Below are 25,905 nucleotides of genomic sequence, written 5' to 3'. Positions count from 1 at the left end.
TGACAAAGTTTGCATAACTTTTTTTGTTATGCAAACCTTTTCTATATATATTCTTCCGAATTATTTTATTGTCAACCCTTCTGCCATTTGGTACATCTTTGGCAAATCTTTAGAGAAGAACGAAACAGGGCTTTCGTACATCTTAATAAAATTCTTCTCCGAAGCATGTCCTTTAAATACAGAATAGAAATGATTTCCGCCTTCACTAGGATCGTATGCATTACGCCACAATACTATCATACTAATAAATTGGCCTGTAGCAGGAGTAAGTATTTGTTGTGTCCAGTAATTTTTTTCCGGCACGCCACTACGTTGTATGCCTTCTACTCCTGTTTCGGTTACTCCACATGGCTTTCTTAATTCTTTCGAAAGGCGTGATAAAGTATAGATATTTGTTGTAAATGTATTTGGATTGAGGCCGTGATAAGCATCCATTCCAAGAAAGTCTACATAATCATTCCCCGGCCATCTGAATAGGAAACTGTCGCGCCCCTGAACAGAATCAATTTGTGGCGATATGGCATATATCAGGTTGTGAACACCTTTTGTATCACGAAGATAGTTTACTGTAAATTTCCATAGCGCAATGAATTCGTTTTGTGTAGTGCATGAGCTGCCCCACCACGACCAACTTTGTGTATGTTCGTGGAACGGACGGAAAATGATTGGAATATTCTTGCCATCGGCACCCTTTAGATTTAGAGCAAAATCTGCCAATCGGTCGAGCCACAATTTGAACTTAATATTTGTAGCACTTCCCTCTGTCAAAATTTCCTTTACTACCTGATTGCTGGAATTGTCCCACGAGTCTCCTCCTGTCTTTGGATTATTCAAATGGGCACATGCTGTAAGAACCTCGCCTCTGTTGTAGGCTTCGATAGCTACTCTTTTGCGTATTATATTTGCTTCACTATTGTAACGGTTGTCCATGATCTCAGCTACGTCGAAACTGAATACTGCCGGATAATCACCACAGACATCTTTTGTGTCTGACCGTCCTGCTTCATTATACCATTTCCGACCATACCAGAGGTCGTCGTGATGACCAAACATAAATCCTTTAGACTGTATTGCCCACAGATTTGAATACAATGCTTTTGTTTCGGTTGTGGCATTCTTATCCACAATAGACAATTCTTTAATATCTTTTATCTCGGGATAAAGTGCCGATACATCATCTACATCTGTGCAACCGGATAGTATTAAAGCTAAGATTGCAAATAAATAATTATATTTTGTTTTCATGATATTTTGTTTAATCCATATTCGTTAATAAAATAAAGCTTTGAGCCTTAAGGGCTATCTTATACTGTTTAGAAATATTCAACCCTGTTTCTACAGGAAGTGGATGTCCATCTTGATTTTTCTTCATATTATTTTCCTCATACACATATTTCGAAACATTACTTAATTCTGTAGGAAAAGAAATATTCAGATTTCTATCAGTATCGCCAATGTTTACAGCAGCTATAACATAATTACCGTTGTGTTCACCTGTAGCCATGTAAACGCCTTGAGTACGATCTATTGTGGTTTTCAGTATATTCGTTCCTGAAGGAAAGTAACGGCACATAAGTGCCCATGTGTAATACCAAGGGCGTATTTCTTCCTGTGTAGGGTCGTTAAACACTTCTTCTCCCAAGATATTCCACATCCCCCACAACTTGATGTCTTCTGTCTTACCCGAATCACCACTGCTATGCATTGCATCGTCGAGCATCCATGCAGCAATGCCTGAGTATCCTGCGTTCATCACCTCCATACAGAGAAGAGGCATATCTAAACCATAGAAATAATCGTAAACCAGCATATTAGAATCGCTTCCTTTGGTAAAAGGATGTCCTTCAGTTCGGCGATTATACTCTTTCATCAATAGCGAATCAGCCTCTCTCCAGTATTTATAACCGGCTTCTCCCAGTACAACCTTTTTGTCTTTAGGAACAAACTCTTTGTGTCGTGCCAAAATATCTGCATATTGTCCCGAACGTACTTCGTGCTGCCCGGGATAGGCATGAAGATCATACAACCCTATTATTGAATCCAGATCATTAGCTGTTTGTTTAACCCATCCGGCTGCATCGTAAGCTGATGCCGGGTTTTTATAATCAACAACGACATCAGGAGCAGCAAATTTCACTTTTTCACTTAATCCAGGATATTCTTTTATCTTCTCATTGAAGCGAAGCAACATAGATTTCCAAAGCTCATAATCACCATTTGTAGATGCCCAGTCACCATCCGGCTCATTAAATATCACAAAATATTTGACACAAGAGAATCCCAGATCGTTTACCAGATAATTAAGGTAATCCACAGACATATCCACCCATTTCTGATCGGCTTTCATATTCCATGTAGGAGGATTGTATTCGCCATACATAACGGTAATATTATTGTCTGTACAATATTGCAATACACGAGATATAGATTCTATATTCCTTGTTTTATCGTACTTCCCCGTTTTGGCATCATAATAGCGGAACGGACTATTTATCATGCATCGTACATAGCCCATACGCATAAAGTCGAGGCGTTTGAATAGCTTTTGCCAATCTGCTTCCGAGATAGAAGAACCCCATGCTTCTGCTTCATCATATGGATCCCATTCGACACCGTTACCGATATATCCTGCATTGATAATGTCTGAACTTACCGTTATTTGCAGCTCATCCTTTGGCGTAGAGCAAGAAAATGCTAGCATACCCAGTAAAATAGTTCCTATTATATTTCTTATATTCATATTATTAATTATTCAAAATTTGTATAAACAATGAGTGACTCTGCCGGCATTGTAAATTGTTCTCCTTTTGACAAAGTCAAGGTCAGGTTTTCTTCATTTGGTAAAAGTTTATGATCGCCTTCCTTTTTCAATGTACTGTCTGAATATATAAACTTCTTACATCCTGTTAGTTTTGGCATATTTGAGCTTTCTAACCTTACTCCTTTTATTTCTTTCGAGACATTGACAATAGCCAGCATATATTTACCTTCTTTTTCGGAAATAATGGCTTTTATATTGTTATCTGCCGAGACTTCGGTCTTATAAATTTTAGATCCGGAAGGCATGTATTTGGTTACTAATGACCAAGCATAATACCATGGACGTACATTCTCTTCTTCTGCACCGAATTGCTCTTCTCCAAATATATTCCAAAATCCCCATATTTTGAGTTTGTCAGGCGATTCGTTCGAGTGCATAGCATCATCGAGCATCCATACTACCGAACCCGAATAGCCGCTATTGACAGTTTGAAATAAAGCATCTGCCATATCTGTACCGTACATATAGTCATACACAAACATCTGAGAATCTTGAAGAGATGCATGTTTTTTCTCTTTTGCCCTTCGGTTATTCTCCCGCAGATAGAGTGAATCAGCTTCTTCAACAAATTTAAATCCGATCTCTCCCATTACTATCTTCTTACCTTCAGGCACACTTTTCTTATAAGCTGAGATTATCTCTGCATATTCTCCTGAGTTAACAGTTATTTTGGACGGATAGGTATGAATGTCGTATAGTTGTATAATATCACTCATCTGTGCAGCACAACTATCTATCCACCAGGCTTCATCTTTGCCCCAGATAGCTATATCCGGGCCTACGATACCAACCTTTTCATTCAACCCTAAATCACCCGTATTCTTATGGAATTGGCTGATAGATGAAGCCCAAAGAGGATAGCTTGTGTTTGTTGCAGACCAATCGCCGTTGGGCTCATTGATCAGATTATAATATTTGATACATGAATACCCTTTTGTATTTACCAGATAATCGACTAACTCCGCAGCATGTTTCATGTTTTTTTCGTTTATTGTTGCCTCACGGACGTTAAGCAAGCTCCATCCCCAGTCGCCGAACATTACTGTTACGTTACGGCTCTGGCAATAATCGAGCATTTTAGATAATGTCTCCATGCCTTTTTCGGGTGTAAACTTCCCATTATCCAAAAAAGAGGAAGTATTGATCATAATGCGAATAAACTGAGGACGCATAAAATCGAGCCGTTTGTAGAGCTTTTCCCAATCGGAATCGGAAATCTTCAATTTTCCTTTGCCATAGTCTAGCTGGTAGGGATCCCATTGAGCACCATTACCTATATATGAATCATTTATTACAGTATCTAAGTCTATCGAAACAATAGCATCAGGCTCTTTATGTGAACATGAAACTATAAATACCGATAAAAGGAGAAAGAGTAGTTTCTTCATTGTTTATATATTATGGGTAGCTGGAAGCAGAGCCCCAACTACCCGTTTCTACATACTATTGTTTGGTTACCATTATATAGTATTTGCGTGCTTTTTTCGCAAACTTATCAAAATCGCTATAAATATGATCCCAATCATCTTTTCCACTCAAAGCGAAAGAAAACGCATTATTAGCTATAGTGATAGATTTCCCGTTACCTAAATCGTAAGTTCCCGGATTTTCTAATACTCCTGATGTGACTTTTCCATTCTTATCTGTAAAAGAAATTGTACCCAGACTATAATTGCGTATCCAGCGACTTTCTCCTTCAGGTATTTGACGATAGAAGTGCTTCAGATCGAGATCCACTCCCGGATTGTCTGCATTCATTGTGCCTTTGAAGATAAAGTCTGCATATTTACCATCGGCTCCTGCATTATTTATACATATTCCTGAAGTATTACCTTCCTCTGTAATCTGATCCATTGTGAAAGTAAGTATATTGTCAAATTCTACTTTTGGAGCGTAATCATCGTACCAACACCAAGATTTGCTTTGTAGTTGAAGAACAGCAGCCCCTCCGTATTCGGCACCTGTACCTCCATATACTGTTAAGTCGTTGATAGACCATGTTCCTGTAACAGTTTCTCTGAATTCTTTAGCATATACTTTGTATTCACGGACTTGACCTGTAGCTGAAGTTATTGTAATGTTGGCTGTTCGGTCAGAATTGCTGAAGTCTAAAATACTTCCAATACTTACAGATGATTTTGCATCATAAGATAATTGTAGTTTTTCCAGTTCAACCTTCGACAGATCATTTATTGCATCTATATTGAGGGATAACTCTATTTCTCCCGACACATCATCTATTCTTTCAATTTCTGCTTTTCCTACCTGATTTTTTAGTTTTATATCTAAGATCATCCGATCGTGGCTCCAGCCACCATCATTCAGGTCGTCTTGCATGTCTTTTACGCATGATTGTAAAAGCAGCACCGAAACTATAAATAAACTATATTTTAAAATTTTATTCATGATATCTAAAATTTAATTAAGGTCTTAAACTTGGATTCAAATTAATTTCAGATTGAGGAATAGGATAGAACGTATATTGGCTTTCGTTTAGTCCCATATCTTTTACTTCCTGAATATCTTTTATGCGATTCAGACGTCTCAAATCATATAAATATACTCCTTCGAAAGCCATCTCATATTTGCGCTCTTTGTAAACAGCTTCTCTGAAATCTGTTATATTCAGTCCCGGAGCCAGATCGCCAAGTCCTGCACGGGTTCGTATGAAATTTATAGCTTTATATGCTTCTGTAGTAGGTCCGGTAGCTTCAGCATACACTAATGCTATATCCGAGTAACGGATCAGATAAGGGCGTGTACTTGTTTTATCTCCATCAAATTGAGGGTCTATAAATTTACGACAGAAAGGGTATGGAATTTTACCTCCTGTTGGAGTCCATTCTGCTTTTACAGTTCCATCTTCATTGTATATCTTATCGACAATTAAATGAGTTTTTCGCTTGTCGTTATTTTCATAACTGTTGTAAAATACTGTCTGTGTACGATATTCGCCCCAACCATCATGAGATTTGATAAACTGGTTAGCATCGCCTTGCTTGAGCCAAATAGTTGCACCGTCGATATATGGAATATACATTTTCGATATTTTAGAATATTGACCTTCGCTTTCTCCGGTTCTATCCATAGACATCAAAAAGATATTTTCTTTACCTTTAAAATTTTCTACATCATAGATCTTAAGCAAATCATTTTCGAAACCATAAGTGTTTTGCGGATATGCCGGATCAAGCCCCATAACACGTTCTGCATACTTCTTTGCTTCATTGTACATTGTGCTTACATCCTTATTCATATCTTTAAATAATAATACTCCTTTCTCTTTACCGGTAGCAATAGTGAGATATGCTTTTGCTAATAAAGCCTGTGCTGCAACTTTATCTACTCGTCCCATTGTTGGTGTAGAATATACAGGCATTAACTCTTCTGCTAATTTCAAATCACCTATAATCATCTCGTAGAGCTCGTCCATATTAGAAGCAAGCGGAGCCGAAGTTTGCTCTAAGGTTTCTACAACACCCTTATGAATGGGTACAAGTCCAAAATTACATGATAAGTAATAGTAATTATATGCTCTTAGAAAGTAAGCCTCTCCCATATACTGGTTTCTTAATGCTTCGGGCATATCTGTACCGGGTAACTTTTTTATCACGGCATTGGCACGATTGATGGCTATATAGGAATACTTAAAAAAGTTCATCAATGTACCGTTAGTCTTGAAATTATCAGTCTTCCACAAATTCAGAGCCTGATTGTCTGTTGCAGCATCCGATTTGGTAGTCAATATTTCTGTAGGCATGTCTCCCAAGAATACAAGAGCACGGGAATATTCGAGGTACGTTAATGTTGCATATGCATAATTAATAGCGGCTTTAGCGTCTTCCGGGCTTTTGTAAAAATTATCTTCCGAATAGAATCCATAGGGTTCTTCATCCAGATTGCAGGCTGTAAATCCGAGAATACCGCTAATCAATAATAATAAGTATATTTTCTTTTTCATGATTATTAGTTTTTAGAATGTTATATCAAAACCTACAGTCCATTTTCTCAGGCGCGGATAACCTCCTGTATATATTCCTGTTTGATCAACTTCAGGATCGTAACCATCGAATTTGGAAAATGTATATAGATTGGAAGCATTCATATATAAACGAACTCTTTCGGCAAAGACTTTTTGTTTCGGTAGCTTAAATGTATACCCTACAGAAAGGTTCTGAATGCGTACAAAAGAACCATCTTCGATCCAGTAATCAGATAACATAGTTTGACGATTACTTCTCAATCTTGGATATTTATTGGTCGGGTTATCAGGTGTCCAACGAAAAGCGGCATTGTGTGGATCTCCAAACATTTTCGTATTCAGTACATCGTTGCCAAATACACCATTAAGGAATATACTTGCATCAAGATTTTTCCAGCGGAAGGCTAGATTTAAACTGGTTGTGAAATCGGGATTAGGATCGCCGATAATACATCTGTCATTTTCATTGATAACACCCACAGTTCCGTCCCCATCGTAAATGTTTACATATTTGAATTCTCCCGGTTGTGCATAATCTCCTGTAAGTCCGGCGTCAAGCCCTTCTTGCAAACTCTGTATAATACCATTTGTTTTATATCCATAGAAAACATTGATAGGCTGTCCTATTGCCAGAATATTGGTGTAAGCTCTATATTGTTCTCTAAGGTTGCCTATAACTTCATACTCCATACCTGTACGTGGATCTGTAATTAATCCCGACTCGAGACTGCTGCCCAGATCCAAAACTTTATTACGATTCATAGAGAAAATAAAAGTAGCATCAAGTCCCCAGTCTTTAGTATCTATAATTATACCATTAAATGTTGCTTCAAACCCACGGTTACGTATTTTCCCATCATTCACCCACATACGGTCATATCCTGACGATAAAGCTAAGTTTCGTTCGCGTAGAAGGTCTGAAGTTTCCTTGTTATATACATCGAGAGTAGTTGTCAATCTTCTATTGAAAAAAGCCATATCGACACCCAGATTCCACTGCGAGGTTGTTTCCCATTTCAAGTCAGGATTGGGTATACCACTCCATACTTTATAGATTCCGTCTTGTCCGGTATTGCCTGACACATAGCCCGGGCCTATAGCAGTAACCCATTGTCCTTCGTTGTAATATTTAGTTGTTCCATAGCGGCTTAATGTTTGATAAGGGCTAATTCCCTGATTTCCCGAAATGCCATAACTTAAACGAAACTTCAATTCGTCAAATACCTTCCAGTTTTTTACAAATTCTTCTTCATGGGCTTTCCAACTTAATGCTCCTGAAGGGAAGTAAGCCCATTTGTTGTTTTTCCCAAATTTAGATGAACCATCGGCGCGGAAAGTCAAAGTAGCTAAGTATCTATTGTCAAAAGTATAGTTTAAACGTCCCATGTAAGAGAGTAGCTGACTTTTTGAGAATCCGTTTGATAATAAATTCTTCGCTTGCTCTCCGGCTCCCATATTTTCATTACCTAAGGCTTCGTTTACAAAACCACTGGCTGTGAGGTACGAGTCTCTATATTGATACCATTCGTAAGAATGACCGGCCATGATGCCTATTTCGTGTTTCTCATTAAATGTCTGGGAATAATTGGCAAATGTTTCTGAGACAAAGTTCTGGCTTTCTGTATTACCAATAATACCCCTTCCTCCATTTTCATTTCCAGCCTGTGTGTATTTTTTAGGGAAATACTGATCGTTAGTCGATTTACCATATTTATAATTCATCTGACTGGTCAATTTAAGTACAGGAAGAATCTGCCACTCCAATGCTGCTGATGAAATTACATCTAGCATTTTTGTCTTATTTTCTTTTAATTCACGCAAAGCAATCGGATGATCGTAGTCTGTATTGTTTGCCTGCCAGTAAGAACCATCTTCATTATATACAGGATAAATTGGATTTCTCCAATAGGCAGTCCATCCATTGTTGTCTCTGTTTCCTAAATAAAGAATATTTGAAGCACGTATCTTGAAATTGTCGAAGATATTGTGGTCTACATTCAGATTATACCCACCTTTAGTGTAATTATCGTCTTTGTACATACCCATATCAGTATAGTAGTTTGCACTCAGATTGAAACTTGTCTTTTCATTCGAGCTAGCTACAGAGATTGTGGTATTGTTGGACATTGGAGTGTTTCTGAATACCAGATCATCCCATCGTGTATTGGTAGCCCATGTAGTTTGCAGTTCTTCTATCGAAGGGTAATAAACTCCGGCAGAATTGTTTGCACCCACATAGAGAGGTTGCTCTCCGCCATTGATACGACTTTCATTATTTAGCATAGCCATTAGTACAGGGTCGCGCCACAAATCGAGCTTAGTGGAAAACTCAGAAAAAGTTAGTTGTTGCTTAACGGAAACCGTTGTTGTTCCTTTCTTCGCTCTTCGTGTAGTTACTATAATAACGCCGTTTGCTCCTCGTGAACCATAGATAGCAGAAGCGGAAGCATCTTTCAATACCTCCATGGAAACGATATCGTCCGTGTTGATTTGTTTAAGATCTCCGGCATCGCCTAAGGGAAATCCATCAACCACAATCAGAGGAGAATTCGATCCTCGTAACGAGCTGTTTCCACGGATGCGAACAGTAGCTCCGGAACCTGGATCTTGCGAAGAATTGATAACTTGAACTCCTGCTGCACGTCCTTGCAAAAGACCTTCGACAGAATTGGCCGGAATATCACTTATTACATCCGTTTTGATACTTGCTACAGAACCTGTTAAGTCACTTTTTTTTACTGATCCATAGCCGATAACAACAGTTTCACCTAGTAGAACTGCATCATCTTTCATAACTACATTAATAGAAGTTTTGCCATTAATGGTAACTTCCTGCTTGGCCATACCTACATTGGAAAATTCGAGAATTCCATTTGCAGGAACAGACGATAATGAATATTTACCATCTATATCTGTAATAGTTCCTGTATGTACAGAGGCATTTTTGAGCACAACAGATACACCGATAAGTGGTTCTCCTTTAGTATCACTAACAGTCCCGGAGACCGTTATTTTTACAGGATCTTGATTTACGGCAGCATTTACTGCACATAAACTCCCTAACAAAAAATATACAAATAACATTTTAAGGGATAAAAGACCCATAGACATTTTCTTGACTTTAGGATTCTTCATGTGATTAGCTTTATTGAATTTATTTTACGAACTGTTAACAAAACAAAAGTAGAAGGAAAGGAGTAATATAAATTTACCTTTTCTGCTGATTTGTTATACTTTTTTGAAACTTTTGATAAGTTCGTGGATATTGCAAGTTGCAACACCTATATATTTATCCGCTCCACCATAATAGACATATAATGTGTCGTTTATAATTACATTTCCGGTAGGAAATACACACCCTTTGTAATACCCCTCTATTTCGTAATCATATTCGGGTTCGAGGATGAAATCCGGAGCTTTAGATATTATTTTTAATGGGTTTTCTAAGTCCAGAAGGATCGCACCCGCTCTATAATATCCCAAGCCTCCGTTTTCTACACCATGATAGATAACCAACCAACCGTAATCTGTTTTTAGGGGAGGGGTGCTTCCTCCGATTTTCTCTTCCCACGATCCTTCAATACCTGTCAATAACAAGTGGCTTTCTTTATCTTCCCAGTTCAACAAGTCGTCTGAGAACTTAAGCCAGATAGAAGGATATTTAACACCGTACTTTTCTCCAATATATTGCTTGGGACGATGCATAAGTACATACTGACCATTTATTTTTTCAGGGAATAAAATTACATCTCTGTCGTCCAGAACAGGAGACGTTAAACGTCCCAAACGACGAAAGTTTTTAAAATCGGTAGTAACTGCCAATCCTGTATTCCCTAAGTTCTTAGCAATAGCTGCCGGAGCATCTGCTCCTACCTCGGGAACTTTCACTACATCATGTGCAAACTTCCAATATTGTCCCGGAGGAAAAGGCCTGTAGGCATATGTTACATAATATTCACTGTCGAATTTTACAATACGTGGGTCTTCCACACAACCTGAGTCAAAGTTATTTGCTTCCGGACCAAAAACAGGTTGATCTGATATTCTTTCGAAATGGAAACCATCTTTACTCGTTGCCAATCCGAGCCGTATAACGTGCTCGTCATCATTTCCTGCGGCACGATAAAGCATGTAAAATATTCCATTATCGTAGAATACCCCCGGATTGCATGTTACTAATGATTCCCAATCGTTTTTCTCATTGGGAGACACAATAGGATTTCCCTGAAATTTTTCTAATTTCATAAGCTCAAGTTTTATTATATTTATTTCTAGTTGATTATTAGCTGAATACAATCCAAAGGAGACCACTTAGTCCTAAAAGTAATATAGCCCATCCTAGATAGCTTTTGTACCAGGCCCCACCTTTCAGATCTTTAAACTCTGTTATCAGATCGTTTTTGCGGAATGTGGTGTCGGCTAGTTTCTCATAGGTTGGAGCAGGAGCTAAAAGACTTGTGAGATACATGATTAACATACTTGTACCAAGTAAGAATGGAACTACAAGCAGAAAATGCATATTTCCAAAAATCTCTTGTCTAAAGAATAGCATTAGTATAGCAATAGCCAATCCGCTAATCAGACCAATAAATGCTCCTTTTCCGTTTATTCTTTTACTGAATATACCTAAAAGAAAAGCTGCTACAATAGGAGGTGATATATAGGATAGCATCTCTTGATAATACTTTAATAATGAACCAAATTTACCAATTTGAGGTGCCCATAGTGCAGCTAATATGATAATGACTAAGGAAGCTATCTTACCAACTCTTACCAATTTCTTGGAATCTGCATCTTTATTGAAATGAGAATAAAAGTCCATTGTAAACAATGTAGATGTAGAATTCAGAATGGCACTCAGTGCCGATGTGAGAGCAGACAACAACGCAGCTAATATAATAGCTAACAGACCTATTGGCATCAGATTAATAACCATTGTGGGATACACCATATCGGGTCGGTCTAATCCCGGGAATAGGCCTCGGGCTATAAGTCCGGGAATGGCAATGATAAATAGAGTTGCCATTGTTAAGAAGCCGTTCAGCATAACTCCTTTTCGTCCTTCATCTACAGTCTTAGCACTTAATACGCGTTGTACCATTGTCTGGTTATTAGCCCAAAAATAGATTCCCAGAATAGGCATACCGACTATCAAACCCAACCATGGGGTTGCAGGATCATCCATTGGCCGTATCAGTTTAGCTAATATATCTCCATTTTTATAAATGTCGATAAAGTAATCGCCTCCCTGCTGAAAACAGAAGATTGTTAGAATTACTGAGCCTATAATTAATATAATAGCCTGAATCAATTCTGTTTTTATTACAGACGATAGTCCACCGGGAATAGTGTATGAGGCTGCTATGGCTGCAAAAATGATTATGATTAGTTGCAGATCTGCTGCCGGATATATTAGTTTGATAATAAGAGCTGCTGCATATAATGCTCCGGCTGCATCTAAAAATATATTCCCTATAATACAAATAGCAGAAAAATAGAACCTAGATCGTTTGTCGAAGCGTTTTTCTAAAAATTCAGGTATAGTGAATACCTTGGATCTTATATATAAAGGTAAAAGAAACACGGCAAAAAACACCATAACTACTATTCCTGTCAGGTTATAATTGAATACAGCAAGTCCTGTATCATATGCGTCTCCCGACTGTCCTATAAGAGTAGTGCTGGAGATACTGGCCGCAAATAATGATAGTCCGACAATCCACCAGGGCATGGAGCGTCCGGCAAGAAAGTAAGATTGGGAGTCTGAACTTTTCCCGTTTTTTAGTCCCCACCATATTATAAATACAATGTATAAGACTACTATAACTAAGTCGATTGTACTGATTGAAAAATTTTCCATGAGTATTAATTTATATTCATGATACAAAAATATGCGTTAAGTTGAATTAGTGATTATACAATCTGACTGAAATGTTGTACTTTTTTGAATTAACTATTGCTTTTTTTATTTTATTTCTAAATTTGTATATAGAATAAAAACGATAATATTAATTTCATTATGAGAGAGATTCAAAAGGAAATAACGCCGTTGTCGGATAATGATTTATTCATAGTATTAAATCATCCGTCTGCAAAATTCGATTATCCGGTACATCATCATTCCGATTATGAGATTAATCTGGTAATGGATACTTATGGTAAACGTATTGTTGGAGATTCTGAAGAGAATTTTTCTACACTTGATCTTGTGATGATAGGCCCTAACATTCCGCATGCGTGGCAAGGTGAAATTGTAGACGGGAATCATGTTGTAACTATTCAGTTTTCGGAGAAGCTACTTAATTTTCCTATATTAGAGAAGCGATTGTTTGTACAAATAAAAGACTTATTATATGAGGCTCAGCGAGGTATATGTTTTTCTGAGAAAACCAGAGTAGAGATGAAGGAGCGTATATTAAGACTGACCAAGATGCAAGGTTTCCAGACTGTACTCGAATTTTTCTCTATTTTACATGAACTTTCCATTTCAGACAGAAGTGTCTTGATGGACAATAAGTACGATTCGCAGGCAATAGTAAGGGTGTCAAAAAGCCGTCGTATAGCTAAGGTTTGTGATTATATTGAAAGAAATTATGAAAATCAGATAAAACTTAGCGAAGTAGCAGAAATGGTAAATATGTCTGAATCTGCATTTAGTCACTTCTTTAAAAAGAAGACTCGCTGTACATTTATTGACTATGTGATCAACCTTAGAATAGCCAAAGCTTGCCAAATGTTATCAGAAACAACTCATTCTATAGCAGAAGTATGCTTTCTGTGCGGATTTAATAATTTGTCTAACTTCATTCGGATTTTCAAGAAGAAAAAAGGCACTACTCCTAGTGAATACCGTACTTTGATTGAACAAATGTTGATTAAATATTAAAGTCTTCATAATAGTATAGCAAATCAGTCGCATTGTATAACAATCGGTTAGCATACAAAACTAAATTTGTTGTATGTTAAATCTTCTATACAAAATCACAATGCAAAATCTAATTGAATGTAAAAGACTATTATTGGGGCTGGTATTATCTTTAAATATACTAATACTAAGTGCACAACAAATTGAATCATGGATTACTTCACCCAACCGTTTAGATCTGTTTCAGAGACAAACTGAAAAAATAACCTTTGGAGACGAACAGGGTAGGGGATTACCGATAATTATAGACGATCGGCAGGAATATCAAACAATGGATGGCTTCGGTTTTGCCCTGACTGAAGGAAGTGCGTTCCATCTCAATAGAATGAGTTCGGCAGCACGGGAACAGATATTAAACGAAATGTTCAGAAGCGATTCGGAAAACGTAGGTTTCAGCTATGTCAGGTTAACATTAGGTGCATCGGATCTCAATAATTTTGTTTATTCATATAATGATCTACCTCAAGGCGAAAAAGATACAGAATTAAAGAAATTCAGCCTCGGGCACGATTACGATGATGTAATTCCTATAATGAAGGAGATTCTAAAAATTATTCCTGATATTAAAATAATGGCATCACCTTGGTCTGCTCCTACATGGATGAAGGCGAACAATAAAGTACAGGATGGTTCTCTTAAAAAAGAATATTATAGTGTATATGCAAATTACTTTGTAAAGTATATTCAACAAATGGCAAAAGTGGGCATAAATATAGATGCTGTTACTATACAAAATGAGCCATTAAACTCACGTAATACTCCAAGTATGCCATGGTATTGGCAAGAGCATAATGAATTTGTAAGAGACTATCTAGGCCCGGCATTCAAAACTGCCGATATAAAAACTAAAATAATTATTTTCGATCATAATTGCGATCGTCCCGATTATCCTTTAGCAATATTAAACGATGCAGTTACTTCGCAATATGTTGATGGATCGGCATTTCATCATTATCGGGGATATTTGAGTGGTATGAGTATTGTACACCGTGCAAGACCTGATAAAAATATTTACTTTACAGAACAGATGCTGACCGAGAATCCTGAAAGTGAAACAATAAATATCGCTGCTTCAGTTAAACGATTATTGATAGATGTAACAAGAAACTGGAGTAAAAATGTTATTCTTTGGAATTATGCGGCTGATCCGTTAAATGATCCTCATACCGATAATGGAGGATGTTCTATGTGTCAGGGAGCTATAACTATTGATGGAAATAATATAACCCGAAATATAGCATATTACACAATAGCACATGCTTCGAAGCTGGTTCGTCCGGGTTCTGTTCGTATATCTTCTACTCATCCGTTCGATCCGGGCATAGATATTACCGAAGATGAAGAAAGAGCAGAAGTACATCGCGCTACAGTTGTAGAACATAGCAACGTGTTGCCGAATGTAGCTTTCAAAACTCCGGAAGGTAGAATTGTACTGATTGTTGCTAATGATAGTTATTCTGAAAATTCTGTAAAAATACAGTTTAACGGGCGCTTTGCCAATTTGCCGCTTGCCCCCGGAGCTGTAGGAACATATATTTGGTAACCTCAAAAAAGATTATGATGAAAAGACCTGTCAGATTCTTTAAAACAATACTAATAGGAATAGCTTTATTCAATATATACGCTATCGTCTTATCGGCAGCAGAAAATGATTCTATAAGTAACAGTAAAAACTTGAAAGAGTATATTCGTGTAAATGAAGATGAGCCTCAAATACAAATCGGTGAAAATATAGCTATAGCCAATACTGAATACGGAAAGGTAAGAGGTTATATAATGCGAGGAGTCTATACTTTTCTGGGTATACCCTACGCTGCTGACACATCAGGGAAAAACCGTTTTATGCCTCCGCAAAAACGAGAAAAGTGGAGTGGGGTACGTCCCGCTGTTTTTTATGGGAACAGTGCTCCGCAAGAAGTATATAATAGGTCATCTACTTCTTACGATATGTTTGTTGATCATTGGAATTATGATGAGATCAGTGAAGATTGTCTGACTCTTAATATATGGACAAATGGAATTGCAGACAACAAAAAGCGTCCTGTAATAGTTTGGTTACATGGTGGTGGGTTTACCCGTGGTAATGGAATAGAACAAGATGGCTATCATGGAGAAAATATTGTTCGCTATGGAGATGTTGTATTCTGTTCGGTAAATCACAGACTCGGAGTCCTTGGCTTTTCCGATCTGTCTGCCTTTGGTGATAAATATAAGGATTCGGGAAATGCAGGCTTGTTGGATATGGTAGCAGCTTTGCAATGGGTACATGATAATATCGAGAATTTTGGAGGAGATCCGGATAATGTAACGATTATTGGTCAATCGGGAGGTGGCGCAAAAGTCTGTCAGCTTGCAACTATGCCACAAATGAAGGGACTCATTCACAAAGGTGTTTCATTGAGTGGATCGGCAATAAAAGGGAATAATAAAAGCTATTCGAGGCTTTTAGGAGAATACATTGTGGAGGAAGCAGGCTTGTCGGCATTGGAAATAGACAAACTTCAACAAATGTCATGGACAGATTATATGAAACTTGCTTATCGTGCGGCTGAACGTATAGAAAAGACAACAGAAGGCTCGGGGATGGTCAGAGGGAGTTTCGGGCCTATAGGAGATGGGGTATATTTACCAGAAGAAGAGTTTTTCAGTAATCTGCAATCTCCGGACATACCAATGATATTTTGTACCACTTTCCACGAATGGGGTGTAGAAAGGGATAATCCTGCACAAGATAAAATAGATGCGAAGCAAGCTGTGGAAAAATTATCGGAAAGGTATGGTAGAAATGCTCAGCTTATCTATGATGCTTATGCACAGAACTTCCCCAATGCAAGACCTATTGATATTCTTATTCTGATATATTCGAACCGTATGTCTATTGTAGAATCGGCTATAGCAAAGAGTCAGCAAAAGTCGCCGGTTTATATGGCTTGGTTTGGGTTCGAACCGCCTCTGTTTGATGGAAGAATACGGGCCTTTCATTGTTTAGACATTTCTTTTTGGCTTATGAATACTGATCTTATGCTAACTCATTCGGGAGGCGGAGCAAGACCACGTATCTTGTCGAAAAAAATGGGAGATTCTCTGTTGAATTTTGTTCGTACGGGCGACCCTAACTGTTCTTCATTGCCTTATTGGCCTAAATTTACAGTAGAAAATGGTGAAACAATGATTTTAAATGATATTTGCGAAGTAAAGAATGATCAGGATAAGGAAGGTCGTACAGTTTTAGAAAATAGCTTTAATAAAAAACCTTAATGAAATTAATTTTAACTTTTTAGCTTGATAAGTGTTATAAATATAAACAAATAATACTTAATGTTATGGATATCACAATAGTAAAAGATCGTTACATGAAAGAATACAGTAAACTTGTAGATTCTTATAAGAGTCTTAACATTGTATCTTTAGTAAACAATATCAACAAAGCTATTTCATTGTCTGATATAGAAAATATTAACTTCCATTTCAATAAGGTTTCTGAATGGAACGATCGTGTATCTAACTTACAGGGAGCTAGATTAGCCTTAAACGAACAATACAAATTTTTAAAGCTACCATCTGTAAATGAGTTTTTAATAGTATTTGATTTTGTAAACAAAGAATGGAAATTTAATACTGATCCAAACTGATTTTTGGGGAATATACTTATTGAAATATAATTAAAAAAAGGCTTTCAGTTATCTGAAAACCTTTTTTTATACTATAAACCTGTATAGGCATAAGTCGAGCCCCTACAGATACAACAGCAAACTATTTTTACAACTTAAAAGCTTAATTTACCTCCAAGGAAATAGCTTCGTGGCATCGAAGGACCATAGATATAGCTGGATACTCTATCGGGGCCTTTATCAAAATCGTCTTGATAGGAATTGAAGATATTTTGAATACCTCCATTTATCTCAAATATGGTTCCTTTGTAGAAAGGTATTTCATAAGCAGCTTTCCAGCCAAGTTCGAAGAAATCGGAAGTTTTCACGGTTCTATTTTTATCTCCACCACCTTCATAAGGAACTAACATGTTACCGGTGTATTTTCCTGAAAGATTAGTGCTGAATCGTTTGAAAGGAGTTAACGTTGCTACAAAATATCCATATACATCAGGGGTACGCATCATTCTCTTTTCGAGCGTAACATTGTCATTTTCATCCCCCGACCATTTACGGGCTTCGTCGTAGCGGCTTTTTTGAATTGTAGCTCCAAGCTGAAATTGTAATAGTGTACCAAAAGCTGTTCTGGCTTCCAGATTAACACCATATACTTTAGCTCCCGAAGCATTGACTATTCTTTTTATTGTAGATCCATCTTCCTGTTCTTCTGATATGGATGTAAAAGGATCATTTAGTTTTGTGTAAAATCCTTCTATGAGAAAGTTTAGCTCGGCACTGCCTATCCGATGATACCAGTCCACAGAACCGCTAATACTATGAGAGCGTTCTTCCTTTAGGTTGGGATCAAGTTTTCGTATTATAACATCTCCACCAGCTATATCTACATGTAAATCTTCGTCGAACAACTGAGGTGCACGGAATCCCTGACCATAACTAACCCGTATATTTATGTCTTCTGTTGGGTTGTAACGTACATTTGCACGAGGACTAACAATGGCATTCTTAAGCAGTTTGTGCTTATCTAAACGTCCTCCAATAAGAAAACTCCATTTTTCGTCTTTCCATTCATTCTGAGCGAACAGACTTTTAGTATTTACTTTCTGTTCTATTGGATTTTCTCTGTAACCACTCTTATCGTTTAGGTCATCGGCTGTATATTCAATACCTGTAGTAAGCGATGATGGCATAAATAAAAGTTGGTCGAAATCATAAGAATATTGTCCTCCGATAGAGTAAGTTACACCTTTGGTTCTTCCATAAGAATTCATGCGGCCTTCTATCTCTTCTAGTTTTTCTGCATCTGTCATACTTGCGTCCGATATAATTTCAGAAACAGGTGTACCTCCGCCATAGTAGCTTTTGCGTTTGGTAAGCTGTGCTGCTGTGTAAACACTAAAGCGATGTTTACTATCCGGCGAAAACATATCGTATTTGATGTTACCACCGTCGATATTAGATTCTATCTGCTCTGCGATGTAAGCATTGTGAGGTTCTTCATTCATTCTGTCACCCCCTCTTCTAAATTCATTCATATTATGGTATTCGAATGTCATCTTCGAATATGTTCCGGTTTTGATAAAAGACCGAAATCCCAAAGTGCGACTATTCAGATTAGGAACTTCCGAAAAGCCGTCACCATCATTGTCATAAGCCGATCTGTTACGTTTTTGACCAAAAACCATTATTCCCATTTTCTGATCGTCGGATATAAGAGACGCATTAAAACTGGTATTGTTATCAAAATCGCTTTTCCCTCCTATAGATGTTATAGTATGTGATAATTGTGCAGAATTTCTTGTAGGTTCTTTTGTTATAATATTAATTGTACCGGCTATGGCTGACGATCCGAATAGTGCCGATCCTCCACCTCTGACAACTTCTATACGTTCTACCATTGTGGCAGGTATTTGTTCCAGCCCATATACTCCGGTAAGAGCGCTAAATATAGGACGAGAGTCGATAAGGATCTGAGAATAAGCTCCCTCTAAACCATTCATGCGTACTTGTGTAAAACCACAATTTTGACAGTTATTTTCGACTCTCAAGCCGGGTTGAAAATTTAACCCATCTGCAATTGTCGGAGAATTGGTTCTCTCAAATGTTTTCACATCGAGTATACTCACAAGAGTAGGAGCCAGACGACGCGATGTTTCGTTTCGGTTTGCAGAAACGACTACCTCATTCAGAGAGATGGTGCTTTCTTCCAGTTCAAAATCTATTTCAAGCGTTTTCCCTTTTTTTAATACTATATCAAACTGTTGCGATTGATAGCCTACAAATTTAGCTTCTATAATAAACTTTCCTTCCGGTAGGTTTTTGAGGAAATAATGTCCTGTCGCATCTGTTGTGGTTCCAATAGTAGTACCTTTTAGCGAGATAGTAATGTAAGGAAGGTGTTCTCTGGTTTTTTTGTCAATAACGTGTCCAATAACATTTGCGTCAGTTTTTTGCAATACGGGCGATTCTGCCATCACATTCATTAAGAATAGTTGGCACAATAAAAAAAGTATATATTTTTTCATTCAATTTGTTTTATTAGTAATACAATGATTATATATCAATATAGCCCTCCCTGAAAGAAAGTGATAAATTGATTGAAGATTTTAATAATAATGTATTACAAAGCGGGAGGTGGGCGTAGCCTGTAAGTTGACAGTACACCTCTGCTGAATAAAGGTGCAATAGTTTTGGGGGTGAGTATTGTTTCCTTTTTTCGAAATAGGTTCAGCAGAATTGCAAGAACAATAGCACCTGCAACAAAAAAGGTAGATAAATTATGGATTAATTGTATCTCGGCGCCGGAGTGTTCATGACTGGGCTTTCCGGAATCGTCTGTAGAGTAGGGGTGGGAGTGAACAATTGTTACCCCATTGACTATATGTGTATGTGTAAAGAATGTAATACAAGAAGCATACATAATGAAGATTACCGGTAAGGCAATCTTTATTACTCCTTTTATTCTTCTATTCAACATACTTTATTGTCTGTATTTATTAAGTTGTAAAGGTAATTATTTATTTTTATATAGATCAATCACTATTTATTATTATTTTGTTACAACTTATAATTATAAGATGTGATCTTGAATTAAATTCTTTTATAGAATAAAAGAACAACCATACTATTGGGATAGAGTGATTGTTCTTTCTATAGAAACCAAAGTCTTATGTCTGAGTCAGTTTTAATTGTTTTCTTTTAGTTTGCCTTCAAAGAATGTACTTCCTCTTTGTCCACGATCACTGTTTTCGTCATGTAGGCTTAAGAATACTGTTACCTTGTTCAGCTTAAAATCAACAACCTGGCTGACTGTTATTCCATCTTTCTCAATCCAGTTTATAAAAAACAAACTATCTCCGATCTGCTTATAATTCATTTTTTCATCGCCTTCAGATATTTGATTATCTAGAGTTGTAGTCTTCCAATGTAAGGTAGAATCTGATTTATAAGTGATTTCTGCTTTCATTTCAGGATAAGTGACAGTTACTTGTTTTCCTGCAATAGAATATTCTGTTATCGGAGCTTTATCTTGATTCGGTGTGTTTTGAATATCTGCTTTATTTGTACATGAAGAGATAGACAATAATACAATAATTAAAACAGATAGGCTATTTATAATTCTCATTGTAGATCTTTTTTTTAATATCCAATAGTGAAACGCTCTTGATGATGTTGTGGGTTTTCTAGTTCATCAATCATAGCCTTAGCATAATCCTGAACTGAAATATTACTCTCTCCCTTTTCATCAATAATCAGGTCGTCTTTCCCTAAACGATAATTTCCAGTGCGTTTACCCGGGGAAATATTTCCTGCCGGAGAGAAAAACACCCAATCTATACTTTTCTCATTAGTCAATGTATTCAGGTAAAACTCTCCGAGAGATTTAACTCCGCCAATAATCTCTTCGGGAATAGCTCCTGTATCTACTACCCGTTTTCCCGGTGCAACAAATAGCGTTCCCGCCCCACCAACTATTAATAATCTCTTTACATCAGCATTTTTTACACCTTTCAATATTTCAGGATAAACCCTTAATGTCTCATTATACATATCAGGATTGTGCCAGCCCGGATTATAAGCACTGATAACAGCATCTGATCTTTTCGAAAATTCAGTAACTTCTGAAGCGGAGGAAACATCTGCTTTAATAATAGTTAGATTTGGATTCGATATTTTTATTTTTTCAGGGTTGCGAACAACGGCAGTTACTTTAATATCTCGGCTAAGCACCTCATTGAGTATAGCAGATCCGACAAATCCACTAGCTCCTATTAAAACTATTTTTTTCATATTCTTTTTATTATTATTTGTTTACAATACAAAAATATAGCTTAATACAAGCAAACTGATTATAAATAAACGACTTTGAATTATAAAAATCCGATAAAAGATTATTTTATGGATTCTCTGAACTGTACAGGGGTAAGATTGGTATGTTTACGGAAGTAATTATTGAAATTAGCAGGTTCCTCAAAGCCAAGAGAGAATCCAATCTCTTTTACTGATAACTCGCTGTAAACCAATAGCCTTTTGGCTTCTAATATTATGCGTCTATCTATATATGCTTTAGGTGTTTCTCCTGTAAGTTCTTTTATTTCTTTTGATAATATTTTCTCTCCTACTGCCAATAGATTAGTGTAGTACTCTACTTTTTTGTTTTCTTTGAAATGTTTTTCTACTTCATTATAGAAATCACTTGCAATACTTTGATTGTTCGAAATATGTAGTGTATTCAGATTTCGCTCGGCTTCGAATAGTATTATTCGTAAAATACTTTGCGATATACCTGCTTGAAATTTATCTGCTGGAACCTTCATCTCCTCTTCCAGTAATGTAGCCAAATTTTTTATTAGCAATGGGCAGATAGGAACAACTTTATTCTGTTTGATAAGATTGAGTATCTGAGAGGTATATAAAAACTTAGAATCAGCTTCAGATACAGAGAAAAAAGAGTCTGTAAATAATATCATTTTACCTGAATAATCAGATACTATATCAAATGCACAAACCTGTCCGGGAGATATGACTAAAATTTCATTAGCCTTAATCGTGATGTTACGAAAGTCTATCCTATGTTTAGCTTCTCCTTTACTGATCCAAATCAATTGGTAAAAAGAAACTTTGTGTGGCTTCCCTAAAAGAAAAGGTAATTCTTTTATAAAAGATAAATCTTTGATCTCTATTTCAACTGGTAAGTTGTTAAAAGTAAGAGTCTTAATTTTTTCCTTTCGATTCATCGTTTCTTTTATAAAATCTATAATTCCTGTTTGTAGTATAGATAGTATAAAGATAGTGGTTATTTATTGAAGATAGTTTCTTAAATACAAGTAAGTTTAAGAATCAAAAGCTAATTAGAAATAATATTGTAAATCTATTATCAAATCGAGGATATATATTTAACGATAAAGTACCCTCCCAGCATTAACCACATGAATAGAATAAAAGCCTGAAAAAATGGCTTTATACCTGCTTCCTTAAACTTTTTTAAATGAGTTTCCATACCAAGAGCTGTCATTGCCATTGTCAACAAAAACGTATCGACATAATTAATACCATCCACAACAGGTTGAGGCAGAATATCTAATGAGTTGAAACCTATAATAGCAATGAAACCAAAAGCAAACCATGGTATTGTTATTTTTACAGAAGAACTAGATCTATGTTCTGTTTTATTTCTTTGTTTTGCAACAAGAAGTGCACAGGCTAAGAGTATGGGGGCAAGAAACATGACTCTTATCATCTTTACAATAACAGCAACCTCCGAGATACTTTCTTGCATAGCATTTCCTGCACCTACTACATGGGCTACTTCGTGTATCGTAGCACCAGTATATAAACCCCATTGTTCAGGAGTTAAGTCTAATGAACCCGATCTATATAACATCGGATATAGAAACATCGCTATGGTTCCAAAAATAACAACTGTAGATACAGCAATAGCAGTCTTATGTGGTTTATTATTTAATACGGGTTCCATCCCCAGAATGGCAGCCGCTCCACATATGGCACTTCCTGTAGTAGTCAATAATGATGTCTCCTTATCTATATTAAGTAATTTCCCGATAAGTAATCCTAAACCAAGAGTTCCAGTAATGATAATAATATCAATAATAACAGCAGAAAAGCCGACTGATAATACATCCTGAAAGGTGAGACGAAAACCATATAGAATAATAGCCAATCGTAAAATCTTTTTTGACGAAAAGGTTATACCGGGAAGCCATTCTTCGGGCATATTCTTTTTTAAAGTATTACCATATATCATCCCCAATATTATACCTATAATAAGTGGACTTAGAGATAAATACTTCAATAAGTGAAATTCTGAAATATAAAATGACGCGCATGCAAATAGTGCGACAAACAAAACTCCATGTATAATATGTATTCTTTTTTCTTCAATCATGATTGTTATATTTTGATTAATTGATGTATCAAAGGTATAATAGATTGAGATCTATTGCCGTTTTATTATAATTATGCCCCATAAGAAAAAATTATGATAACTATTATACTTTTCTTATCTTAGTTGCTAAATAGCATTGCCATGTTTAATTTCAGATTACAAGTATTTCATGCTGTTGCAGTCAACCTTAGTTTTACCAGGGCTGCTAAAGAGTTGCATATTACACAACCTGCCGTTACTAATAATATAAAAGAGTTAGAAAACTCATTAGGCATGAGTCTTTTTGAACGGGAGCAAAATAAAATATCTTTGACCAAGGCCGGAGATATTCTATTAGAATATACAGAGCATGCTATAGAAGAATATAAGAAAATGGAATATGAAATAGGCCTGTTGAAAAATTCGTTTTCGGGTAAACTACGGATAGGAGCAAGCACAACTATAGAACAATATATCCTGCCACTTATATTATCCAAATTCAATGAGAAGAATCCTGACATCGAAATATTGTTATTCAATAATAATACTATGAATGTAGAAAAAGACGTTCTGTCTCATAAGATTGATTTAGGTATAATAGAAGGAAATACGGGACAAATGGAGTTTAGATATATTCCTTTTATGAAAGATGAAATAGTGGCTGTTGCTCACACGTCACAACCTTTGGCTCAGAAGTCGCAAATCTCTTTAGAGGAATTAAAGAAAACCCCTCTTGTCTTGCGTGAAATCGGTTCAGGTACATTGGATGTCATTGTCTCCGAATTGCAAAAACACAAGATAAGACTGAGAGATATGAATATAAAGATGCATCTGGGGAGTACAGAAAGTATAAAGTCCTTTATCCGAAATACGAATTGTATTAGTTTTGTATCAATACATGCAATCAGTAAAGATGTTGTACAAGGTGAGTTTCAGATAATAGATATTGATGGTTTGGATATTATCCGTACATTTAATTTTATTTATCCTCAGGGGCAGCATAGTGGACTAACAGATAAGTTTATTAATTTCTGTCTGAATCAGAAACAATAATCTGATCTTATAATTTCTAATTATACCCCATAATAATTAAGAATATATAGTATTGGCGCAAGTGTAATAACTTTGTATTTGTAATAGTAAAATAATGAAGAATATGAAAACTCTTACATCCGAAAAATTAACAATAGTAGGAGCTGGTGGAATGATAGGTTCCAATATGGCTCAGTCTGCTATTCTGATGAAACTTTCATCTAATATCTGTTTGTATGATCCTTATTCTAAGGGACTGGAAGGTGTTGCCGAGGAACTGCTGCAATGTGGTTTTAAAGGCATAAATATATCATATACAAACAATGTAGAGGAAGCACTGAAAGATAGTAAATATATTATAACTTCGGGCGGTGCAGCACGAAAAGACGGTATGACCAGAGAGGATTTACTGAAGGGAAATGCCGAAATTGCTATTCAGTTTGGAAAAGATATAAAAAGGTATTGTCCAGATGTTAAGCATGTTGTTGTAATATTTAATCCTGCCGATATAACAGGTTTGTTAGTTTTGCTTTATTCAGGCTTAAAGCCCTCTCAGGTGTCTACTCTTGCCGCTCTGGATAGTACAAGACTGCGCAACGAATTAGCTAAACATTTTAATATTCATCCTGATAAAGTAGTCAATTGTAGAACTTATGGAGGACATGGAGAGCAAATGGCTGTATTTTCTTCGACAGCTAAAGTAGACGGAAGTCCGTTGAATAAGCTTATAGGAACTCCGGCTCTGACTGATAAACAATGGGCAGACATTAAAGAAAGAGTAATACAAGGAGGAAAAAGAATCATAGAGCTAAGAGGGCGTTCTTCGTTTCAGAGTCCGGCATATTTGTCTCTAGAAATGATACAAGCTGCTATGGGAGGTGAAAAATTTGACTGGCCTGTAGGTGTATATCTTTCTAATAGCAAAGAGTTTCCTAATATTATGATGGCTATGGAAACCACCTTAGACGCTAATGGAGCCCACTATAAAGAAATAAAAGGTACAGATAGCGAACATAAAGACCTGCAAGAAAGTTATATACATTTGTGCGAGTTGAGAGATCAGTTAATAGATTCCGGAGTTATACCTTCTATTGAAGAATGGAACTCTATAAACTCGAATATATAATCATTTTATAACTCATAAAAAATAAC

The 25,905-nt window shown here is 36.5% G+C and carries 20 protein-coding genes; 6 read left to right on the top strand and 14 right to left on the bottom strand.

Annotated elements, in window-relative coordinates:
• Positions 1 to 60: 60 nt before the first annotated feature.
• The 8 genes from BGC7_RS10830 to BGC7_RS10795 form a co-directional block, all read right to left on the bottom strand.
• Entirely contained in the window at positions 61 to 1,245 is a 1,185-nt protein-coding gene (locus BGC7_RS10830; protein ID WP_050701607.1) for a glycoside hydrolase family 26 protein, read from the bottom strand.
• Positions 1,246 to 1,255: 10 nt separating this feature from the next.
• On the bottom strand, positions 1,256 to 2,740 hold the full coding sequence (locus tag BGC7_RS10825; protein ID WP_050701606.1) for a hypothetical protein: 1,485 nt from the start codon (positions 2,738 to 2,740) through the stop codon (positions 1,256 to 1,258).
• Positions 2,741 to 2,748: 8 nt separating this feature from the next.
• Complete coding sequence (locus tag BGC7_RS10820) at positions 2,749 to 4,209, bottom strand: hypothetical protein (RefSeq protein WP_050701605.1); 1,461 nt, start codon at positions 4,207 to 4,209, stop codon at positions 2,749 to 2,751.
• A 55-nt stretch (positions 4,210 to 4,264) separates the two neighbouring features.
• Positions 4,265 to 5,227: a hypothetical protein gene (locus BGC7_RS10815; RefSeq protein ID WP_050701604.1), complete on the bottom strand. Its 963-nt coding sequence runs from the start codon at positions 5,225 to 5,227 to the stop codon at positions 4,265 to 4,267.
• 16 nt (positions 5,228 to 5,243) lie between these two features.
• On the bottom strand, positions 5,244 to 6,782 hold the full coding sequence (locus BGC7_RS10810; protein WP_050701603.1) for a RagB/SusD family nutrient uptake outer membrane protein: 1,539 nt from the start codon (positions 6,780 to 6,782) through the stop codon (positions 5,244 to 5,246).
• A 12-nt stretch (positions 6,783 to 6,794) separates the two neighbouring features.
• On the bottom strand, positions 6,795 to 9,887 hold the full coding sequence (locus BGC7_RS10805) for a SusC/RagA family TonB-linked outer membrane protein (protein WP_369799088.1): 3,093 nt from the start codon (positions 9,885 to 9,887) through the stop codon (positions 6,795 to 6,797).
• 144 nt (positions 9,888 to 10,031) lie between these two features.
• Complete coding sequence (locus BGC7_RS10800; RefSeq protein ID WP_050701780.1) at positions 10,032 to 11,048, bottom strand: glycoside hydrolase family 130 protein; 1,017 nt, start codon at positions 11,046 to 11,048, stop codon at positions 10,032 to 10,034.
• A 37-nt stretch (positions 11,049 to 11,085) separates the two neighbouring features.
• Entirely contained in the window at positions 11,086 to 12,663 is a 1,578-nt protein-coding gene (locus tag BGC7_RS10795; protein WP_050701601.1) for a sodium:solute symporter family transporter, read from the bottom strand.
• A gap of 159 nt (positions 12,664 to 12,822) precedes the next feature.
• Between BGC7_RS10795 and BGC7_RS10790 the strand changes: the two genes are divergently transcribed.
• From BGC7_RS10790 to BGC7_RS10775, 4 genes are all read left to right on the top strand, one after another.
• Complete coding sequence (locus tag BGC7_RS10790) at positions 12,823 to 13,689, top strand: AraC family transcriptional regulator (protein WP_050701600.1); 867 nt, start codon at positions 12,823 to 12,825, stop codon at positions 13,687 to 13,689.
• A 100-nt stretch (positions 13,690 to 13,789) separates the two neighbouring features.
• Positions 13,790 to 15,271 (top strand): glycoside hydrolase family 30 protein, encoded by a 1,482-nt coding sequence (locus BGC7_RS10785; protein ID WP_050701599.1) that lies wholly within the window; start codon positions 13,790 to 13,792, stop codon positions 15,269 to 15,271.
• Positions 15,272 to 15,285: 14 nt separating this feature from the next.
• Positions 15,286 to 16,986, top strand: a complete 1,701-nt coding sequence (locus BGC7_RS10780) for a carboxylesterase/lipase family protein (RefSeq protein ID WP_082206672.1) — start codon at positions 15,286 to 15,288, stop codon at positions 16,984 to 16,986.
• 65 nt (positions 16,987 to 17,051) lie between these two features.
• A complete protein-coding gene (locus tag BGC7_RS10775) occupies positions 17,052 to 17,360 on the top strand; it encodes a hypothetical protein (protein ID WP_050701598.1) in 309 nt (102 codons plus the stop codon).
• A gap of 134 nt (positions 17,361 to 17,494) precedes the next feature.
• Here BGC7_RS10775 and BGC7_RS10770 read toward each other — a convergent pair whose 3' ends face one another.
• The 6 genes from BGC7_RS10770 to BGC7_RS10745 all read right to left on the bottom strand — a co-directional run bounded on the left by BGC7_RS10770 (position 17,495) and on the right by BGC7_RS10745 (position 23,742).
• Positions 17,495 to 19,861 carry a TonB-dependent receptor gene (locus tag BGC7_RS10770; protein ID WP_050701597.1) on the bottom strand — a complete coding sequence of 789 codons (2,367 nt, stop codon included), beginning with the start codon at positions 19,859 to 19,861 and terminating at the stop codon, positions 17,495 to 17,497.
• Positions 19,862 to 19,956: 95 nt separating this feature from the next.
• The gene (locus BGC7_RS10765; RefSeq protein WP_050701596.1) at positions 19,957 to 20,313 is read right to left on the bottom strand and encodes a hypothetical protein; all 357 of its coding nucleotides are present in this window, start codon (positions 20,311 to 20,313) and stop codon (positions 19,957 to 19,959) included.
• 207 nt (positions 20,314 to 20,520) lie between these two features.
• Positions 20,521 to 20,961 carry a MoaF-related domain-containing protein gene (locus BGC7_RS10760; protein ID WP_050701595.1) on the bottom strand — a complete coding sequence of 147 codons (441 nt, stop codon included), beginning with the start codon at positions 20,959 to 20,961 and terminating at the stop codon, positions 20,521 to 20,523.
• Between the two features lie 14 nt (positions 20,962 to 20,975).
• Complete coding sequence (locus tag BGC7_RS10755) at positions 20,976 to 21,626, bottom strand: NAD(P)-dependent oxidoreductase (RefSeq protein WP_050701594.1); 651 nt, start codon at positions 21,624 to 21,626, stop codon at positions 20,976 to 20,978.
• 101 nt (positions 21,627 to 21,727) lie between these two features.
• Positions 21,728 to 22,573, bottom strand: a complete 846-nt coding sequence (locus BGC7_RS10750; RefSeq protein ID WP_050701593.1) for an AraC family transcriptional regulator — start codon at positions 22,571 to 22,573, stop codon at positions 21,728 to 21,730.
• Between the two features lie 140 nt (positions 22,574 to 22,713).
• Positions 22,714 to 23,742, bottom strand: a complete 1,029-nt coding sequence (locus tag BGC7_RS10745) for a YeiH family protein (RefSeq protein ID WP_050701592.1) — start codon at positions 23,740 to 23,742, stop codon at positions 22,714 to 22,716.
• A 141-nt stretch (positions 23,743 to 23,883) separates the two neighbouring features.
• Here BGC7_RS10745 and BGC7_RS10740 point away from each other — a divergent pair, with 141 nt between their 5' ends.
• Positions 23,884 to 24,774 (top strand): LysR family transcriptional regulator, encoded by an 891-nt coding sequence (locus BGC7_RS10740; RefSeq protein ID WP_050701591.1) that lies wholly within the window; start codon positions 23,884 to 23,886, stop codon positions 24,772 to 24,774.
• A gap of 103 nt (positions 24,775 to 24,877) precedes the next feature.
• Positions 24,878 to 25,879 carry a malate dehydrogenase gene (locus BGC7_RS10735; protein ID WP_050701778.1) on the top strand — a complete coding sequence of 334 codons (1,002 nt, stop codon included), beginning with the start codon at positions 24,878 to 24,880 and terminating at the stop codon, positions 25,877 to 25,879.
• Positions 25,880 to 25,905 lie beyond the last annotated feature (26 nt).

This window comes from Dysgonomonas sp. BGC7 (assembly GCF_001261735.1).
Classification (GTDB): domain Bacteria; phylum Bacteroidota; class Bacteroidia; order Bacteroidales; family Dysgonomonadaceae; genus Dysgonomonas.
This window is presented reverse-complemented; position numbering and strand designations above follow the sequence as displayed.

Coding starts and splice junctions, on each gene's coding strand:
- BGC7_RS10830 (WP_050701607.1), bottom strand. CDS start 1,245: ATGAAAACAAAATATAATTATTTATTTGCAATCTTAGCTTTAATACTA.
- BGC7_RS10825 (WP_050701606.1), bottom strand. CDS start 2,740: ATGAATATAAGAAATATAATAGGAACTATTTTACTGGGTATGCTAGCA.
- BGC7_RS10820 (WP_050701605.1), bottom strand. CDS start 4,209: ATGAAGAAACTACTCTTTCTCCTTTTATCGGTATTTATAGTTTCATGT.
- BGC7_RS10815 (WP_050701604.1), bottom strand. CDS start 5,227: ATGAATAAAATTTTAAAATATAGTTTATTTATAGTTTCGGTGCTGCTT.
- BGC7_RS10810 (WP_050701603.1), bottom strand. CDS start 6,782: ATGAAAAAGAAAATATACTTATTATTATTGATTAGCGGTATTCTCGGA.
- BGC7_RS10805 (WP_369799088.1), bottom strand. CDS start 9,887: ATGTTATTTGTATATTTTTTGTTAGGGAGTTTATGTGCAGTAAATGCT.
- BGC7_RS10800 (WP_050701780.1), bottom strand. CDS start 11,048: ATGAAATTAGAAAAATTTCAGGGAAATCCTATTGTGTCTCCCAATGAG.
- BGC7_RS10795 (WP_050701601.1), bottom strand. CDS start 12,663: ATGGAAAATTTTTCAATCAGTACAATCGACTTAGTTATAGTAGTCTTA.
- BGC7_RS10790 (WP_050701600.1), top strand. CDS start 12,823: ATGAGAGAGATTCAAAAGGAAATAACGCCGTTGTCGGATAATGATTTA.
- BGC7_RS10785 (WP_050701599.1), top strand. CDS start 13,790: ATGCAAAATCTAATTGAATGTAAAAGACTATTATTGGGGCTGGTATTA.
- BGC7_RS10780 (WP_082206672.1), top strand. CDS start 15,286: ATGATGAAAAGACCTGTCAGATTCTTTAAAACAATACTAATAGGAATA.
- BGC7_RS10775 (WP_050701598.1), top strand. CDS start 17,052: ATGGATATCACAATAGTAAAAGATCGTTACATGAAAGAATACAGTAAA.
- BGC7_RS10770 (WP_050701597.1), bottom strand. CDS start 19,861: ATGAAAAAATATATACTTTTTTTATTGTGCCAACTATTCTTAATGAAT.
- BGC7_RS10765 (WP_050701596.1), bottom strand. CDS start 20,313: ATGTTGAATAGAAGAATAAAAGGAGTAATAAAGATTGCCTTACCGGTA.
- BGC7_RS10760 (WP_050701595.1), bottom strand. CDS start 20,961: ATGAGAATTATAAATAGCCTATCTGTTTTAATTATTGTATTATTGTCT.
- BGC7_RS10755 (WP_050701594.1), bottom strand. CDS start 21,626: ATGAAAAAAATAGTTTTAATAGGAGCTAGTGGATTTGTCGGATCTGCT.
- BGC7_RS10750 (WP_050701593.1), bottom strand. CDS start 22,573: ATGAATCGAAAGGAAAAAATTAAGACTCTTACTTTTAACAACTTACCA.
- BGC7_RS10745 (WP_050701592.1), bottom strand. CDS start 23,742: ATGATTGAAGAAAAAAGAATACATATTATACATGGAGTTTTGTTTGTC.
- BGC7_RS10740 (WP_050701591.1), top strand. CDS start 23,884: ATGTTTAATTTCAGATTACAAGTATTTCATGCTGTTGCAGTCAACCTT.
- BGC7_RS10735 (WP_050701778.1), top strand. CDS start 24,878: ATGAAAACTCTTACATCCGAAAAATTAACAATAGTAGGAGCTGGTGGA.